General features: G+C 73.3%; 15 protein-coding genes. 7 read left to right on the forward strand and 8 right to left on the reverse strand.

All coding sequences use genetic code 11. From position 1 onward, the window contains the following. The 4 genes from ABZ848_RS07790 to ABZ848_RS07805 form a co-directional block, all read right to left on the reverse strand. Entirely contained in the window at positions 1 to 2,610 is a 2,610-nt protein-coding gene (locus ABZ848_RS07790) for a substrate-binding domain-containing protein (RefSeq protein WP_360826875.1), read from the reverse strand. A 4-nt stretch (positions 2,611 to 2,614) separates the two neighbouring features. Next, positions 2,615 to 2,980, reverse strand: a complete 366-nt coding sequence (locus tag ABZ848_RS07795) for a hypothetical protein (RefSeq protein ID WP_360826877.1) — start codon at positions 2,978 to 2,980, stop codon at positions 2,615 to 2,617. A 72-nt stretch (positions 2,981 to 3,052) separates the two neighbouring features. Further along, positions 3,053 to 4,192 (reverse strand): hypothetical protein, encoded by a 1,140-nt coding sequence (locus ABZ848_RS07800; protein WP_360826880.1) that lies wholly within the window; start codon positions 4,190 to 4,192, stop codon positions 3,053 to 3,055. Positions 4,193 to 4,261: 69 nt separating this feature from the next. Then, positions 4,262 to 5,443: a PP2C family protein-serine/threonine phosphatase gene (locus ABZ848_RS07805; RefSeq protein ID WP_360827228.1), complete on the reverse strand. Its 1,182-nt coding sequence runs from the start codon at positions 5,441 to 5,443 to the stop codon at positions 4,262 to 4,264. Positions 5,444 to 5,622: 179 nt separating this feature from the next. Between ABZ848_RS07805 and ABZ848_RS07810 the strand changes: the two genes are divergently transcribed. Beyond that, positions 5,623 to 6,090, forward strand: a complete 468-nt coding sequence (locus ABZ848_RS07810; RefSeq protein ID WP_360826883.1) for a hypothetical protein — start codon at positions 5,623 to 5,625, stop codon at positions 6,088 to 6,090. A gap of 70 nt (positions 6,091 to 6,160) precedes the next feature. On the opposite strand, the gene ABZ848_RS07815 is transcribed toward ABZ848_RS07810, so the two are convergent. After that, entirely contained in the window at positions 6,161 to 6,706 is a 546-nt protein-coding gene (locus tag ABZ848_RS07815) for an SH3 domain-containing protein (protein WP_360826886.1), read from the reverse strand. A gap of 202 nt (positions 6,707 to 6,908) precedes the next feature. Between ABZ848_RS07815 and ABZ848_RS07820 the strand changes: the two genes are divergently transcribed. Beyond that, positions 6,909 to 7,883, forward strand: a complete 975-nt coding sequence (locus ABZ848_RS07820; protein ID WP_360827231.1) for a hypothetical protein — start codon at positions 6,909 to 6,911, stop codon at positions 7,881 to 7,883. A gap of 53 nt (positions 7,884 to 7,936) precedes the next feature. Further along, entirely contained in the window at positions 7,937 to 8,527 is a 591-nt protein-coding gene (locus tag ABZ848_RS07825; RefSeq protein WP_360826889.1) for an HAD family acid phosphatase, read from the forward strand. On the opposite strand, the gene ABZ848_RS07830 is transcribed toward ABZ848_RS07825, so the two are convergent. Continuing rightward, positions 8,506 to 9,879 (reverse strand): PLP-dependent aminotransferase family protein, encoded by a 1,374-nt coding sequence (locus ABZ848_RS07830; RefSeq protein ID WP_360826891.1) that lies wholly within the window; start codon positions 9,877 to 9,879, stop codon positions 8,506 to 8,508. The genes ABZ848_RS07825 and ABZ848_RS07830 overlap by 22 nt on opposite strands. An 81-nt stretch (positions 9,880 to 9,960) precedes the next feature. Between ABZ848_RS07830 and ABZ848_RS07835 the strand changes: the two genes are divergently transcribed. The 3 genes from ABZ848_RS07835 (at position 9,961) to ABZ848_RS07845 (ending at position 13,700) form a co-directional block, all read left to right on the forward strand. Next, positions 9,961 to 10,713 carry an alpha/beta hydrolase gene (locus tag ABZ848_RS07835; RefSeq protein WP_360826894.1) on the forward strand — a complete coding sequence of 251 codons (753 nt, stop codon included), beginning with the start codon at positions 9,961 to 9,963 and terminating at the stop codon, positions 10,711 to 10,713. 115 nt (positions 10,714 to 10,828) lie between these two features. Then, on the forward strand, positions 10,829 to 11,734 hold the full coding sequence (locus ABZ848_RS07840) for an endonuclease/exonuclease/phosphatase family protein (RefSeq protein ID WP_360827235.1): 906 nt from the start codon (positions 10,829 to 10,831) through the stop codon (positions 11,732 to 11,734). 31 nt (positions 11,735 to 11,765) lie between these two features. Next, a complete protein-coding gene (locus ABZ848_RS07845; RefSeq protein ID WP_360826897.1) occupies positions 11,766 to 13,700 on the forward strand; it encodes an FUSC family protein in 1,935 nt (644 codons plus the stop codon). A 9-nt stretch (positions 13,701 to 13,709) separates the two neighbouring features. On the opposite strand, the gene ABZ848_RS07850 is transcribed toward ABZ848_RS07845, so the two are convergent. Together ABZ848_RS07850 and hutI are read right to left on the reverse strand one after the other, a co-directional pair. Further along, positions 13,710 to 14,396 carry a helix-turn-helix domain-containing protein gene (locus tag ABZ848_RS07850; RefSeq protein WP_360826900.1) on the reverse strand — a complete coding sequence of 229 codons (687 nt, stop codon included), beginning with the start codon at positions 14,394 to 14,396 and terminating at the stop codon, positions 13,710 to 13,712. Positions 14,397 to 14,439: 43 nt separating this feature from the next. Continuing rightward, positions 14,440 to 15,765 carry an imidazolonepropionase gene (gene hutI, locus ABZ848_RS07855; protein ID WP_360826903.1) on the reverse strand — a complete coding sequence of 442 codons (1,326 nt, stop codon included), beginning with the start codon at positions 15,763 to 15,765 and terminating at the stop codon, positions 14,440 to 14,442. Positions 15,766 to 15,881: 116 nt separating this feature from the next. On the opposite strand from hutI, the gene ABZ848_RS07860 reads away from it, so the two are divergent. Beyond that, positions 15,882 to 16,886 (forward strand): arginase family protein, encoded by a 1,005-nt coding sequence (locus tag ABZ848_RS07860; protein WP_360826906.1) that lies wholly within the window; start codon positions 15,882 to 15,884, stop codon positions 16,884 to 16,886. The last annotated feature ends 9 nt before the right edge of the window (positions 16,887 to 16,895 follow it).

Consider the following 16,895-nt stretch of genomic DNA (forward strand, 5'->3'; position numbering starts at 1 on the left):
TCAGTCCTCCCCGGTCCCGGTGCGCGCGACCTCGTCGGTCAGGCCCGCGCCGAGGTCGTCGTCGGCGTCCAGACAGCGGCCGCCGCTCGCCGCGGAGATCCGGGCGTCCGGCTTGCCCCGGTCGCAGCCGCCGCTGACCAGCGACACCATCGTCACCGGGACCTTCGCGCTGCGGGCCCGCGCGAGGACGTCGTCCAGATTGCCGCCGGTCAGCCGGGTGTCGTCCTCGTCGTCGGTGACGTACACGACGAGCTGGGGCCGGTCGTCGTCGAGGCCGCGCCCGCGCATGTGGTCGAGCGCGGCGAGCAGCGCGGCGTGCGGATCGGCCTCAGCGTCGCGCACCTTCGCCCTGTCGACGGCACGCTCGGCGTCCTTGCGCGCGTGCCGCCCGAAGCCGAGCAGTTCCTCGTACGGCCGTTTCCCGCCGGTCCCGGAGACGCCCCACACCCCGTACTCGTCGTCGCCGCCCAGCCCGCCGAGCGACTGCTTGAGCAGTCCGGGCCCGCCGCTCGGACCGTCCCAAAGGCCGCTCATGGAACCGGAGTTGTCGAGCAGATACAGCACCCGGCCGGGCCCGTTGGCCCCCCGGTACCGGTCCAGCGCCCACTCCATCGCCTGCCGTCCGGCGGCCTCGGTGAGGGGCGAGGGATCACGCAGGACGCCGTGGGCGACGTCCTGCGCGTCGAGCAGCTCCCGCCCGTGGGAGGCGCTCCGGAACCCGTCCCTCGCGAACACGGCCCGCCCGCCGTCCCCGCCGAGCCAGGCACGGAACCGCTCGGCCGCGCGATCCCGCTCCCCTCCGTCCCGGTCGGCGTCGTCCCAGCGGACGCGGACGAAGGTGGCCTCGACGCCGGGGACGTCGTCCGGGTACTCGGCCGTACGGGGACTGCGGGTCGTACCGTCGCAGCCGACGCCGGTCTTCAGCAGGAACTCGGGGACCAGGGCGGCGGTCCGGGCGTCCACGCCGGTGTCGTCGGGCAGCGTGCACAGCAGGTCGGCGGCGGTACGGGAGGGCGGCCCCGCCTGCGCGACCTGCCGCTCGGCCCGGGCCGGATCGGTGCCGGTGCCGTACAGGCCCAGGGTGGCGAGCAGCGCGGCGTCGGCGAACTCCGGGTCGGGGCGCCGTACTTGGGACTGTTCAGCGCGCGCCTTCAGCTGCTTCAGCAGCGTCGGCAGGGGCTGCCCGGTCCGCTCGCCGAGCGGCTCGACGGCGATGTCGTCGGGGACGGCGAGCACGATCGGCGAGTACGCGAGCGGCTGCTCGGCGGCCTCCAGACGGGCGACGTTGTCCGTGTCCTGCCCGGCGGTGACCCGCGCGACGTCGGCGGGCGAGGCGGGGATCCACACGTCCGGCTGCGGGCCGATGTCCCGCTGCGGGTTGGTGTCCTCGTCGTGCGGCTCCTTCCAGACCTCGGTCTGCCGCCGCAGCGCGTTCACCGCGTCGGCGGCGCCCGCGCTGTAGACGGTGATCCCGCTGCGCCGGCACCCGTCGCCGTCGGTGTTGTCGCCGGAGGTCAGATAGGCGTCGGCGGCGGCCGTGACGGTGGGCTCCAGATCGGGGTCGGTGAGGACGCGCAGTTCGAGGGGCGGGGCGCAGGAGGAGCCGCCGGTACGGAGGGCGGAGAGCCCGTAGGAGCCGAGGCCGAGGGTGGCGAGGGCGAGGAGGACGAGGGCGATGCGGGAGACGACGCGCAGCCCGGCGAACCAGGCGCCGAGGGCCCTGAGGGAGCGGCGGAGGAGGGCCGGGGCAAGGGAGATGCGGCGGGGCTTCGGTGTGTTCCCTCCGGGCGGCCGCTCGGACTCCTCGCGGTGCGGACCGGAACGCCCGTCGAGGGACTCGGTGTCGGGCGGGGCCACGACCCTGACGGGCGGCGCCGACAGCAGTACGTCCTCCTGCGGCTCCGTCCTGCTCAGCGGCTCCCACTCCTCGCCCCGCACGGTCCGCAGCCCGGCCGCCCGCATCCGGTCACGCAGCCGCTCCGAAAGCCCGCCGAAGGTCAAATCCCCTTGGGAGCCGAGCAGTTCCGCCAGTTCCTTCGTGAAGGGCGTCGGAGTCCCCTCGTCCCCCGCGTCGATCCGGTGGTTGGCCTGCACGCTCATGAGCAGCAGCACCCGGCGCCGGTCGGGGAACTGCTCCCAGATGAAAGCGGCGTTGCCGGCGTAGCAGCAGTCGAGGACGACGACGATCCGCTCGGCGCGGCTCGCGTCCAGCATGGTCAGCACGGTCGTGAACATCTCGGCGCCGGGGAAGACGGAGTCCTGGCGCCCCCGGTAGACCTCGGCGCCCCGCATCTGCAGGAACAGCTCGTTGGCCGCGCTGGGAACGGCGCCGTGCCCGGCGAAGTACACCAGCAGCAGCCCCTCGGCCTCCCCCGCGGCCGTCCGCAGCGCCCGCTGGAAGTCGTGCTGGTAGGGCGAGCGCAGCACGGTGACCTCGTGGGCGCCGAACACCCGCCCGCCCGGCAGGACTTCCTTCAGCCGGTCCAGGTTGTGCCGGACGGCCGGGAGATCGCCGGGGACCCCGTGCGGCGTCGGCTTCCTGACGTCGTACTCGCTCACGCCGACGAGCAGCGCCCTGTTCACCTTCCCGCGGGGGTCGAAGGGGCTCACGGGGCTACCTGGCGTCGGGGTCCACACCGTCGACGTCGACGCCGGGCGGTTCACCGTCCTCGACGTCACGGCGGTTGTCCCGCCAGGCCTCCACCGCGTACCGGACCGCTTGGAGCAGCTCCTTGAACAGGGCGGAGGCGCCGGCGCCGATCAACGCGACGACGATCTCGTCCCCGAAGCCCATCGGGCTGCCGGGCTCGACCTCGCTGCGTTCGCGCTTCTCGATCGCCAACTCGCCCCGGCTGGCCCACACGTACAGCGGCTGCTCCCGCGCCAGCCACTCCCTGAGAGCGCCGACATCGCCCTCACTCGCGGTCCGGTCCAGACGTACCCGTATCTCTCGGTTGGCCACTCCATCCCCCTCAGCCATAACTCACCATCATGACACCGGGGTTGACGAGAGGGGAGGGCTCGTACCGGACGGGGAGAGGGACGACCTCGATCAGTTCTGCGTCTGCAACTGCTGCAACTGGCGGCGTACGTGGTCCAGGGCCCCCTGCCGGCGGCCCGGCACCCGGGACCGCAGATCGGCCAGGGCGGGGCCGAGCTCGCGCGCGGCCCCGGCGTCCCGGATCTGCCCCCACTGGTGATGCGCCCGGTCCACGGCGGCCTCGACGGCGGGCGCGTCCGGAGCCTGCCCGGCAGCCAGCCGCGCCGAGGCGACCCCGAGCCAGGTCCGGCAACTGCGCACAGGATCCCCCGCGAACATCGCGAGATCGGCCCGCACTTCGGCCCAGTGGAGGGCCTGCTCGGAGCCGACGCCGTGGGTGTGGAGGGCGGTTTGTTCGTGCTGGGCGGCGAGGGCATCGGCGTCGAGGTGACGACCTGACTGGACGGCGGCCGTAATAGCGGCGTGCGGGTCGATCCCCTCCAGCCCGTCCGGCGTTTGAGGACGAGGCCGTTCAGGCCGATACGGGGGTCTGGGGGCAGAGCCCCCAGGAACACCGGCCCCCAAACCACCCGCAGACAACAACAGGTCGGCGAACCCGTCCGCCCCCACCCTCCCCAACGCCTGCTGATGAAGATCCCCCGGGTGCGGCCGATGCCCACTCCGCAGAATCGTCGCCACCGCCTTCATATACGCCGGCACAGCCACCGCCCGCCGCCCGGGCGGCGGCGCGATCCGCCCGTAGACCGCGTTGTTGTACCCGGAGTCGAGCCGATTCGTCCGCAACCACTCCCAGGTCTCCGCATCGGCATGCAGGTCGACGAAGAGCGTCGTCGCCCCAGCGGGCCGCAGCCTCAACTCCTCCCGGATCCAGTGCCAGGGCAACCCCGTGTAGCGGACCGTCGCCGCAGTCGTCCGCGCCAGCGCGAGATGCGGCAGCCGCTGCCGCCGGTCCAGCTGCAACTGCCCGGTGACGAAGAGCGTGAGCGGCCCGGGCGCAACCGCCGCCGCCCGCAGGCGAGTCAGCACGGCCTGCGGTTCGAGCGGGTCGGCGAGTTCGACAACGTTGGCTGTGTCCGTGCCGGAAAGGACGGACGGCGGCACCGCGGCCAGGACGGGAAGGACGGACGCCGCGTCGACCACGCACCCCTTGCCCGCCGGTGCGGCGGCGAGCAGCAGCACGGTTCCGGTCATCGTTCCCTCCCCAGCCCCCGTCGATCACGTACGTCAGCACCGTAACCGCTGCGGCTGCAAAGCCGGGCCTCAGGACCGCAAACGTCCGGTTCCGCCCGGCCATCCGGGCGCGCGCCGGCGTACGGCGAAGACGGTCGTGTCGTCGGCGAGCCGCCCGGCGCAGTGCCGCAGCGTGCGGTCCCGTACGAACGCGACGAGCCGCCGGGGTTCGGTGACCCGCGGCTCCGTCACGACCGCTCGGGCCAGGTCCGCGGCGAGCGGATAGAACTCCCCGTCGGCGTCCCGTGCTTCGGTCACGCCGTCGGTGGTGAGCAGCAGCGTCTCGCCGGTCGCGAGCGGCACGCGCCGCACGGACGGCGGGCCGTCCCCGGCGAGTTCGCCGAGGCCGAGCGGGAGGCCGTCGCCGGGCGGCAGTTGACGTACACCCGCGGGCCCTGCGACGAGTGGGGGGTCGTGGCCGAACAGGACGACGTCCACGGCGTTCTCGTCGTCCTCGGGGAAGCCGATCAGCGCGGCGGTGGCGAAGCGGTCGCCGTCGTCGCGGCCCAGCGCGGTGGTGTGCCGGCGGTGCCGCAGCATGCGTGTCTCCAGGCGGTCGGCGACCGTGGCGAGGTCGGCCTCGTGGTACGCGGCCTCGCGGAAGGTGCCGAGCAGGGCGGCGGCCGCCTCCACCGCGCCGAGGCCCTTGCCCTGGACGTCGCCGACGAGGACGCGGGTGCCGTGCGGGCCGGGCTGGATGTCGTAGAAGTCGCCGCCGACGCGGGCCTCGACGTCGGAGGGGAGGTAGACGGCGGCGTGTTCGAGGCCGCCCCACTCCGCGGGCAGGGGGCGCAGCACGGTACGGCGGGTGGTCTCGGCGACGTCCCGCATGTGCAGCATGCGGCGTTCGCCGCGGACGCGGACCGAGCAGGCGAGCACGGCCAGGATGCCGCCGACGGCGACGAGGATGAAGTCGGGCAGACCGGTCTGGTACTGGTGCGGCCAGGCCTGGTCGGCGACGACGTACGTCACCACGGCGAGCACCGCGAAGACCCCCGTCCCCCACACCCCGCAGATCGCGGCGGCGATGCCGGGCACCAGCACGATCCAGGAGATGATCCGGAACTCGCCGGTGGTGTTGAAGTCGACGAAGGTGATGCCCAGGAGCAGCAGGAAGGGCGGCACCCAGGCGACGCTGCGCCCCCGCACCCGCAGCAGCTGGTGCCGCCGCAGGGCGTCCTCGTGCCCGGCCCGCGGCAACCGGTCGAGCATCCCGCGCCGCCCCCCGGCCGCCCGCAACCCACGCCCGCTCACGGCCCCAGCGAAACACGCCCCCTTGCGCCCCGCATCCGGGGCATGGAAGCCGTGAATCCTTCCCTCCGCCGACTTGCCACGGCCCTCTCCCAGGTGTGCTCTGGAAGGCGGGGGCGAGGAGAGAGAGGAGTGCTCTCATGGCTCAAGCGGCACCCGCGCACGGCGGAATGATGGCGAAGGTCAGGTCGAACCGAGCGGCCCGGCCCACCCGTACCCCGGACCTCTTCGACGAGCGGGTCCACGCCGTCGGGCGGTACGGCATCCCCGTCGTCCTGGGTCTCGTCTACGGCTTCTGGGCGGCCGCCAACCGCCGCGGCGGCGGCGAGATCACCGGCTGGAACATCCTGTTCGGCTTCGTCACCGCGGCCGTGTTCATCGTGCTGTGCATCGCCGTCGCGACCTTCGCGCCGCTGCTCAAGCGCGAGCTGCACTCGCTGGTGAAGTCCGCGTTCGCGGGCGCCGCGGTCGGCTTCCTCTACAGCCAGACCGGCGAGTCCGTCTACCGCTCGGTGGCCCTGGGCGTCGTCGTCACGGCGGGCGTGTTCCTGGTGTTCTTCTACCGCTACTACACGCGCGAGGACGCCGAGGGAAACCGCGTCCGCTGAGCAGAACGGGACAGGTGTACGGCCCCGGCTGGGTCGCCGGGGCCGTACACCTCCCTGTGTTTCCCTTCCCTCACCAACCCGGCAGCCAGTTCCACATCCCTGCCGAGGATCCGGCCGCGCTCCAGCTCCACGAGCCCGAGGCGCTCCAGGAGCCGGATGCCGAGGCGGCCCAGGAGCCGTCCCAGCTCGGGTCGTTCCAGTTGGCGTTGGACCAGTTGCCGTCCCGCCACTGCGGACACGGGTCCGCGCAGGTCGGCACCCACTGCCCGCCGGTGTCCACGAAGGCGGCGCTCGCCCAGCCCTGTGCGCCGACGAGCCAGTACCAGTACGGGTTGCCGTTGACGCTCTGCCCCTGGACCATGCACTGGACGCGGTCCTGACTGCCCGGCGAGAGCTGGTCGACGACGGGTGAGTTGACGGTGGGTCCCGACCGGACGTTGAGTGCGGTGCGGGAGACGATGGTGCCCCAGATCGGACTCCCGGATCCGCCGCCACCGCCATGACCCTCGGTATGGGTCGGCGAGGCGGCCGCCGCCGTCCCCGCCGCCGCGGCGAACAGCGTGCCGCCGGCGAGCAGGGTCGCGGCCAGGGTCCGCAGGGCCGGAGTGGTGCGCATGATCGGCCTCCTTCTCCCCAGCACCATGAGACACCCGTTCGGGTGAAGCCTCCACCGGAGCGCCGCCGCGCGCGGCCGGGGGCCGGAATGCGCAGCTCCGCACCGCTTTCCCTCCCACAGCGCCCGTACGGCTGCACGTGTGCCGCCATATGCAGTCACCCCGGTGGCGGGCCCCGTCCCGGGGCTCTTGCCTGGGAGGGTGCTGCCCTCACGTCTCAGGAACGCCCTGTCGGCCGCCCTGATCGCCCTCGCCTGCCTCCTCGCGCCGTGCGGCGCGCTCGCGGCCTGGGCAGCGTACGGGCTCGCCGACACCGGCCGGTACGTCACCGCCATGGCGCCGCTGGCCGCCGATCCCGCCGTGACGGACGCGGTCGCGGACACCGTCGGCGCCGGGATCATGGACCAGGTCGACCAGCGGGCCGACGTACGTCCCGTGCGCGGCACGGTGCGCCCCTTCGTGCACGACGCGGTGCGCTCCTTCACCCGCACCGAGGCCTTCCGGCTGGCCTGGGACGCCGGCAACCGGGCCCTGCACGACGCCGTGCTGCACGCCCTGCGCGACGAACGCGAGCGCGAGGTGACCGTCGACCTCGCGCCGGTCACCGCCCAGGTCAAGCACCAACTCACCGTCGACCATGTGCCGTTGGCGGCCCGTATCCCGGTCGAGCACACCGCGGTCCCGGTACTCCCGGCCCAGGACCTGGACCGGCTCCGGAAAGGGTTCCAGGTGCTGGAAGTCGCCGGTTTCTGGCTCCCGTCGGCCGCCGTGGTCTTCGCGGTCACCGGCATCGCGGTCGCCGCCCGCCGCCGCCGCGCGGTCACCGCGACCGGCCTGGGCACCGCGCTGGGCGGCGCCCTGCTCGGCCTCGCGGTGGCGATCTGCCGCCGCCTCACCCTCGACGACCTGCCCGAACAGGCCCGCCGCCCGGCCGCGGGCGCCATCTACGACGCCCTGACCGCGACCCTGCGCCAGGCCTCCTGGCTGCTGGTCGCCCTCGGCCTGACGGTGGCACTCGCCGCCTGGCTGAGCCGGTACGTACGGCTGCGCGGGCGCGGCCGTGCCGTCAAACCTCTCGGCCCGGATTCACAGGTTCCCGAACTGAACATGGTCATGACGTCACCGGGTGATCAATCAGGAGTCACCCGTTCCACTCCTGAGGCGGGCAGCGTGGGCTGACGATGTCCGCCGGTACGGAGCCGGCGGCCACCGTGACCGAGGAGCACCCCCCGATGATCCGTCCCCCCGCGCGCCGCACCGCCGTGGTCGCCCTCGCCGGCCTGGCCCTGTCCCTCGCCGCCGCCCTGCCCGCGCAGGCCGCCGACGTCACCGAGGCCCAGTGGCTGTCCGACGTCGCCGCCGTCACCGGCCCCGCGCAGACCTACATCGACGGCCGCGCCGCCGCCAACACCTCCGGCGCCAAGCAGGCGATCGTCCTCGACATCGACAACACCTCGCTGGAGACCTACTTCGAGGGCGCCGGCACCTCCACCCCGGCCACCCCGCCGGTGCTCGCCCTCGCCCAGGACGCGCACGCCAAGGGCCTGAGCGTGTTCTTCATCAGCGCCCGCAGCAACCTGTTCAACTCGATCACCAAGTCGAACCTGACGTCGGTCGGTTACACGGTCGACGGCCTGTACGCCCGCACGGTCGCGCAGATGCTGACCGAGTCGGTCGCCGACTTCAAGACCTCGCAGCGCAAGGCGATCGAGGCGAACGGCTACGACATCGTCGCCAACATCGGCAACAACACGACCGACCTGACCGGTGGTTACGCCGACGCGACGTACAAGCTGCCGGACTACGACGGCCTGCTGGACTGACCTCCGGCCAGCCCCGCGAGCGTCCGCAGTGCCCGCGCCAGTTCGGGCACTGCGGCCGAGGCCAGCCCGAGCCGTACCGCGTCGGGCGTGCGGTGCGGGTCCACGGCGAAGGCGCGTCCCGGGGTCACGGCGATCCCGCGCGCCGCCGCGGCGGCCGTGAAGGTGTCCGCCCGCCACGGCGCGGGCAGCTCCCACCAGGCGAAACAGGCCCGCGGGTCGGTACGCACCCGGAACCCGTCGAGACACTCGGCCACCAGCCGCTGCCGGAGCACCGCGTCCGCCCGCTTGGCCGCGACCAGCCGCCCCACGGTCCCGTCCTCGATCCACCGCACCCCCGCCTCCAGCGCGAACCGCCCCGCACTCCACCCCCCGGACCGCACGGCCTCCCCCACCGCCTCCACCCGCCGCTCCGGTACGACGAGAAACCCGACGGTGAGCCCCGGCGCGACCCGCTTGGAGAGCCCGTCGACGACGTGGGTGAGGTGGGGGGCGTGGGCGGCGAGGGGATCAGGGCCGGAGCCGTCGGAGCCGTCGAGGAAGGACCAGATGCGGTCCTCCACGACGGGCAGATTCAACTCGCCGACGACTTCGGCCAGTTGATGCCGCCGCTCGGCCGTCATGCTCACCGAGGTCGGATTGTGCAGGGTCGGCTGGAGGTAGAGCGCGGACAGCCGACGGCCGCGGACGCTCTGGGGCCGTAGCCCCTCGTCGTCGCTCTCCAGCGGTACGAGGGTGATGCCGAGCCGGGCGGCGATCTCCTTGACCAGCGGATACGTGAGCGGCTCGACGCCGACGCGACCGCCGGGCCGTACCAGGGAAGCGAGCGCGGCGGCGATGGCCTGGCGGGCGTTGCCGGTGAAGAGAAGCTGCTCGGGGGCGGGGCGCCAGCCCGGGGTCGACAGAAGGGCCGCGACCGCCGCGCGGGCCGCCGCGGTGCCGGTGGCGGGGGCGGGGCGCAGCGCCTCGGTCAGCACGTCCGGCCGGAGCAGCGGCGCCAGGGCGGGGGCGAGCAGTTCGGACTGGCCAGGTGCGGAGGGGTAGTTGAGCTCCAGGTTGACGGTCGCCTCGGCACCCGACGCCAGGGCGGTCACCGTCTCGGTGTCGGTCACCTCCGTGAGTGCCCGCCCGGCCGGCGCCCCGTCCGCCGCCCGCACGAACGTCCCGCGCCCCACCTCGCCCACCACCAGCCCGCGCCGCACGAGTTCGCCGTACGCGCGCTCGGCCGTCGACGCGGCGATGCCGTGCCGTCGGGCGAACTTCCGCTGCGGGGGCAGGCGTTCGCCGGGGCGGAGGCGGCCGGCGGTGATGTCGGCGGCTATGCGGTCGGCGATACGCCGGTAGTCGTGCGGCATGTGGACTCCCCCGTCCATGGATTGCACCGAGGGCAAAGATCTTATTGCACCGAGGAGTTGGCCGGGCCTACGGTCGAACGCATGGCAGCAGCAGTCCCGTTGGTCCTGATCCACGGCCACCCCTTCGACCACACGATGTGGAGTCCCCAGCTGGAGGCGTTCTCCACCTCGCGCCGGGTCATCGCCCCCGACCTGCGCGGCTACGGCACCGCGCCGGCCACCACCGCCACCGTCGAGCGCTTCGGGGAGTTCGCCCAGGACATCGGGGCGCTGCTGGACGAGGAGCAGGTGGAGGCATGCGTACTCGTAGGCCTCTCCATGGGCGGCCAGATCGCGATGGACTTCTACCGCCGCTTCCCGGAGCGCGTCCGCGGCCTGGTCCTCGCGGACACCTTCCCGGCACCGGAGACCCCGGAGGGCGTGACCGCCCGCCACGCCATGGCGGACCGCCTCCTCCGGGAGGGCATGCGCGGATACGCCGACGAGGTCCTGGAGAAGATGGTGGCGCCGTACGCGGCCCCCGAGGTCAAGTCGCACGTCCACCGCATGATGACGAACACCCGCCCCGAGTCGGCCGCGGCGGCCCTGCGCGCCCGTGCGGCCCGCCCCGACTACCGGGATCTCCTGACGAAGGTCACGGTCCCGGCGCTGGTCGTGGTCGGCGCCGACGACACGTACACGCCGGTGGCGGACGCGGAGGCGATGCATGCCGCGCTGCCGGATTCGACGCTGCGGGTGATCGACGGGGCAGCCCATCTCCCGAACCTGGAGCGGCCCGCGGAGTTCAACGAGGCGCTGGACGGGTTTATGGCGCGAGTGGAGATACGCCCGTAATGTCGTGCCGGTGACGACACAGCCCGTCCGGCGCTTGAGGACGAGGCCCGTTCAGGGCCGAAGCGGGGGTCCGGGGGCCACGGGCGCCCGGCGGTTCGGCGCCTGGCTCGCCGCGCTGCTGCTGGCCTGCACCAGCGTCGTCGTCGGATGCCGTGTCGCCGACGCCGACGGGATCACCCCCGTCCCCCAGGTGCTCGCCTTCCTGCCCTGGCTGCTGGTGCCCGCGGGGCTCTCGCTCGCCCTCGCGCTGCTCGCCCGCTGGCGGCTCGGCATCGTCTGGTCGCTGCTCGTGCTCGCCGTGCTGGCGTGGTTCATCGAGCCGTACGGGGAGACGGACGAGCCCGGGGGCACACCGGTCGCGGAGCTCAAGGTGCTCACCTCGAACGTCGAGTTCGGGCGGGGGACGGGATCGCTCGTGCCGGTCATCCGGGCGCGGAAGCCGGACATCGTGTTCGTGGAGGAGTGCGAGTACACCTGCCAGGGCACGCTGCGGCGGGACTTCGCGAGTACGTACCCGTACCGGCAGGCCGTGGTGGCCGGCGGCTCGGAGGGGTCGGTCGTCCTCAGCCGGTTCCCGCTGAAGGCCACCGGCGGGGTCGACGGGACCATGGGCATGCCCGGTGCGGTGGCCGACGTGCGCGGGCACGACGTACGGCTGCAGCTCGCGCATCCGATGCCGCCGCTGCCCGGCCAGGTCGGCGTGTGGAAGAGGGAGCTGGGGCGGCTCCGGGAGGCCGCGGCCGCCACCAGTACGCCGCTGATCCTCGCCGGGGACTTCAACGCCTCCCAGGACCACGCCGCCTTCCGCCGCATCCTGGACACCGGTGTGCGCGACGCCGCCCGGCTCGCGGGGCACGACCGGACGCCGAGCTGGCCGGCGCGGCTCACCCCGGCCTTCGGCGCCCAGATCGACCACGTACTCGTGTCGAAGGACTTCTCGGCGAGCGACGCCCGCTTCATCAGGCTGAACGACACCGACCACCGCGCGCTCCTCGTGAACATCACGCTTCACCAGCGCTGATGACCCAGGCCGGGGTGCCCATAATGGGCGCATGTCCCGCGAGTTCCCCATCGGCCTCACCCCTCCCGACTGGCTGGTCCGGAACCTCCAACCCCAGCAGGCGCCGGTCAACTGGGCCGCCGTGGCCCGGGCCGCCGCCGCGATGGCCCTCCCGCTCACCATCGGACTGGCAGTGGGCCGGCCCGCCTACGGGGCCCTCGCCTCGATGGGCGCCCTCTCCGGCGTCATCGGCGACACCGCCGACGCCTACCGGATGCGGATCCTCAACATCGCGATCCCGCAGCTCTTCGGCGCCGTCGGCGTGACCCTGGGCGCGCTGGCGTACGGCCACGGCTGGCTCGCGGTCGCCGTGATCACCGGCGTCGCGCTCGTCTCCGGGATGATCTCCACGATCGGGGCCGTGGCCTCCGTGTCGGGACTGCTGCTCCTGCTCAACTCCGTTGTCGGGGCCGGACTTCCGATGCCGGGCGAGTGGTGGCTGGCGCCGGTCCTGATGTCCGGCGGCGGCCTCCTCGTGCTCCTGCTCGCGCTGCTCGCCTGGCCGCTCAGGTCCGGGATCCCCGAGCGGGCGGCTGTCGCGGGGACGTACCGCACGGTCGCCGCGCTGATGGCCGCCTGCGGGCGGGAGGAGTACGACGCCGCGCGCCACGCCGTCACCACCTCGCTGAACCAGTCGTACGACCTGGTCCTCGCCCGGCGCGCCCGCCACCACGGCCGCAGCCCCGAACTCACCCGGCTGCTGGCCCAGTTGAACGCCATCACCCCGGTCGTGGAGGCCGCCCCGGCCGCCCATCTCAGCGGCACGCCGATGCCGCCGGAGGTCCCGGAGGCCGTACGCCATCTCGCCGAGGCCATCGAGACCGGCTACACGGGGCCGATAGGGCTGAAGCTGCCCGAGCCCGCCTCCGAGAGCGCCCGCGCCGTCGAGCACGCCCTGCGTCACGCCGCCGGGGTCGTCACGGCGCCCGACGTCGACCCCCGGGGCATCGACGACCGCCTCGGCCGCCCCGCCGCCCTCTCCATCCGCACCGCCCGAGCCGCCCGCAACGTCACCCTGTCCGCCAACTCCTGGCGCTACGGCCTCCGTCTGGCCCTGTGCATCGGCCTCGCCCAGGCCCTCGTCTCGATCGTCCCGGTCCCGCGCTCCTACTGGGTGGCGCTGACCATCACCTTCGTCCTCAAGCCCGACTTCGGCTCGGTCTTCTCACGAGCCCTGCTGCGCGCCCTGGGCACGGTCGCCGGACTCGTCGTCGCGGCGGCGGTGCTCACCGAGGTGCCGCGCGGCTGGTGGGACGTACCCGTGATGCTGCTGCTCGCACCCCTGATCCCCGCCTTCACCCCGCGGGGTTACGGCTATCAGACGGCCGCCATCACCCCGGTGATCCTGCTCCTCTCCGACGTCCTCAACCACCAGGGCACCGCCCTGCTCCTGCCCCGGCTGGTCGACTCGCTCATCGGCTGCGGGATCGCGCTCGTCGCCGGCTACCTCCTCTGGCCGGAGAGCTGGCACACCCGCGTCGGCGACCGGCTCGCGGACGCGGTCGCCGACACCGCGCGCTATGTCGAGTCCGCCTTCGGCGACGGCACCGAACCGGCCGCCCGCGCCCGCATGCGCCGCCGCCTCTACCGCGATCTGTCCGTCATCCGTACGGAGTTCCAGCGGGCCCTGACCGAGCCCCCGCCCACCGGACGCCGGGCCGCGGCGTGGTGGCCGCTGGTCGTCGCCGTGGAGCGGATCGTGGACGCGACCACGGCAGCACGCGTGCGCGTACGGCATGGGGCGACCCCGCCGTCCACCGCGGAGATCGGCCAAGTCGCCCTGCAGCTGGGCGCGTTGGCGGAGGGGCTGCGGGACACCGAGGTGCTGTATCCGGTCCGCACGGATCTCACCGGCCCGGCGGACAGCGTGCTGGAACCCCTGCGGCAGGAGGTGGCGGCGGCACGGGCGATCGCCTCACCGCGCTGACCCGCATCGCTACGGCGTCTTGCCGGCGACAAGGTCCGACAGCTCCATGGAACGCAGGCGGACTCGTTCGGCGTACCGTGCGATCGCTCGTGGCGGCATCCTGAACGAGGGGCCGACGATGCTGAGCGCGGCGACGATGGTGCCCTGTGCGTCGCGGACCGGTGCGGCGATGGCGGTGGCGCCCTCGGTCGCGATCGCCTTGGCGACCGCGACCCCGTGTTCGTCGACCTGGCCGGTCAGCGCGGCGCCGGCCGCCGTTCCCGCCATGGGCATGCTGCGCCCGGTCCAGTTGACGTGCCGGATCGCCTGCGGGCTCGGCACCTGGCGGAGGTACATCAGGGTCTGGGCGGCACCCTGGACGCTGAGATAGCTCGATTCCTGGGTGTCGTCGGTCAGCGCGCGCAGCACCGGCCCCGACAGCTCGACGATGTCGGTCTCCGGCGCCTCACGGACGGTCCTCTGCAGGGAGGCGAAGCGTCGGCCCGTCGAGTACGTCCCGGACTCGTCCCGGTCCAGGTATCCCCAGTGCACGAGTGCCCGGGCCAGCCGCATGGCGGTGCTGGGCGACATCTCGAGAACGCGCGCCAGTTCGGACAGCGTCTGGGGTCCCCGCTCGACGACACACGTCAGCAGCATCAGTGCGCGATGGACGGACCGAGGCCCGTCGGCCCCCTGCTCGGGGTCGTTCAGTGACATGGGAGGACCTGGGTTTCCGTGTTCGTGTGCCAGGCGGCTCATGCTATAGCGCAGGTGAGGGCGGCGTTGCCGCGCCCGTGCCGGGCAGCCGCCGCCCCGCCGCCGCGACGAGCCGGCCCCCGGCGTACACCCGGTCGGCCAGGTTGGTGCCGAACCGGTGGACGACCTCGCCGTGGCCGCGGACGGACCAGACGACGAAGTCCGCCGACTTGCCCGGCGCGAGGCTGCCCCGGGTGTCCTGCAGGCCCAGGGCCGCGGCGGCGTTGAGGGTCGCCATGTGCCAGACCTGCGCGTACGACCAGCGGTAGAGCCGCGCGGCCAGCTGCATGACCATCTGCATCGACAGCGACGGAGCCGTGCCCGGGTTGTAGTCCGTGGACAGGGCGAGCGCCGCGCCGGAACGCAGGACACGGTCCGCCCAGGCGGCCAGGTCCTTGGGGGGCCGCCCGTCGGGCAGGAGCGACGCGGTCATGTCGAGGAGGTGGAAGTTGGCGCCGGGGAAGACGACCCCGACGGTCTCGCTCGCGGCCAGCGCCTTGAGCGCCGCGTCGGATGCCTCGTCGAGGTGGTCGACCGACACCGCACCGAATTCCACGGCGAGTTGGGTCCCCCCGACATCGCCGGTCTGGTCGGCGTGGAACTTCAGGGCCAGCCCGAGGTCACGGGCCCTCTCGGCGATCCGCCGGCTCTCCTCGACGGTGAAGGACACCGGATCGCAGGCGATGTCGCAGAAGTCGGCGGTGGCCGCGATGCCCGGCAGGGTGTCCAGCACGGACTGTACGTACTCGGCGCGCCGCTCCAGGTACTCGGCCGGGACGGTGTGTGCCCCGAGGTAGGTCGCCGGCACATGGACGGGGTGCGCGAGCGACCTCGTCAGACCGAGCAGCCGTATCTCCGCTTCGGGGCTCAGACCGTATCCGGTCTTCGCCTCCAGCACCGTCGTGCCGTGCGCCAGCGCCTCGTCCAGGTCCGCGAGGGCGCGTTCGGTGAGCTCCGCGTCCGTGGCGGCACGGGTGGCGGCGATCGTGGTGCGGATACCCGCGTCGATCCCCGGTACCGCTCGCTCCAGCACCTTGCCCTGCCACTCGTCGTGGCGGGAGCCGCCGTGGAGCAGGTGCGTGTGCGGGTCGACGAAGGCGGGCGAGACGAGGCGGTGGTTCGCGTCGACGACGTCGTCGGCGTCGAACCGGTCGAGGAGTTCGGCGGTGGTGCCGATCGCGACCACGCGGCCCGCGTCGACGGCGAGGGCCCCGTCGGGAACGACCGTGAGCCGGTCGAGCTGTGCGCCGCGGGCGGGGCCGTCGAGTTCGGGTGCCGGCGTGACGAGCTCGGAGGCATGCACGAGAAGTGTGTCGATGCGGCGTTTCATCCGTGCACCAATCTCTTTCTTCCAGCGGTCGACCGTCGCCAACCTTTTCATCTGATGGTACCGTCCGTTTTCACGGTATGACTAACGATGGGGCGTGGGCAATGAGACCTGGACCGGTGGCAGGGCGGAACGCGGAGCGGGCGGCGGCATATCGGCTGCGCCCGGCGGCGGCCCCGCTCCTGGGCGCGGACGAGCTGCGCGACCTCGACGACCTGCGCGCGGCGTTCGCCGTCATCGGGGTGCCCTACGGCTCCCCGTACCGCATGGAGAACGTCCACTCCGGCGCGGCCGACGCGCCGCGTGTCTTCCGCGAGCGCGCCAACGCGCGGTTCGGCTCGCACGGCGACCGCTGGGACTTCGACCTCGGCGGCACCCTGTTCGGTGAGACCGGGCTGGGCATGGTGGACGTGGGCGACGTCGTCGGGGACCCGCGCGACCTTCCGGGTACGGCGGCCGCGGCGACCGAGGCGATGCGGGTGATCGTGGACCGGGGCGCGGCGCCGGTCGTCCTGGGCGGCGACGACTCCGTACCGATCCTGTGCGCCCGCGCGTTCGCCGCCGACCGTCCCGTGATCAACGTTCTGCAGATCGACGCGCACATCGACTTCCGGGACGAGGTGGACGGCATCCGCGACGGATACTCCAGCCCCGTCCGCCGGATGTCGGAGATGCCGTGGGTCGGTCAGATCGTGCAGGTCGGTGCGCGCGGCACCGGCAGCGCACGTCCGGAGGACCTGGCGGCGGCGCTGGAGGCGGGCAATGTCGTCGTGCCCGCCGAGCAGGTGCACAGCCAGGGGGTCGACGCGGTCACCGCGGCCATGCGCGACGACCTGCCGTGGTTCGTGACGCTCGACGTGGACGGGCTCGATCCCACCATCGCCCCGGGCACCAGCTGCCCGCTCCCCGGTGGCCTGGACTTCCGGCAGGCCGGCGCCCTGTTCGCCGCGGTCGGGCGGGACTTCGACTTCGCCGGGATCGACATCGTCGAGCACTTCCCCGGTCTCGACGTGGGTACCACGACCTCGGTCACGCTCAGCCGACTGCTGAGCGTGCTCATCGGCCACGCGGCGCGGCGGCGGGCGGCGGCGCACGCCTGCGAACCCGCGTACCTCACCGCGTAGTCCCCAACT

It is taken from the genome of Streptomyces sp. NPDC047081 (genome assembly GCF_040643775.1).
Classification (GTDB): domain Bacteria; phylum Actinomycetota; class Actinomycetes; order Streptomycetales; family Streptomycetaceae; genus Streptomyces.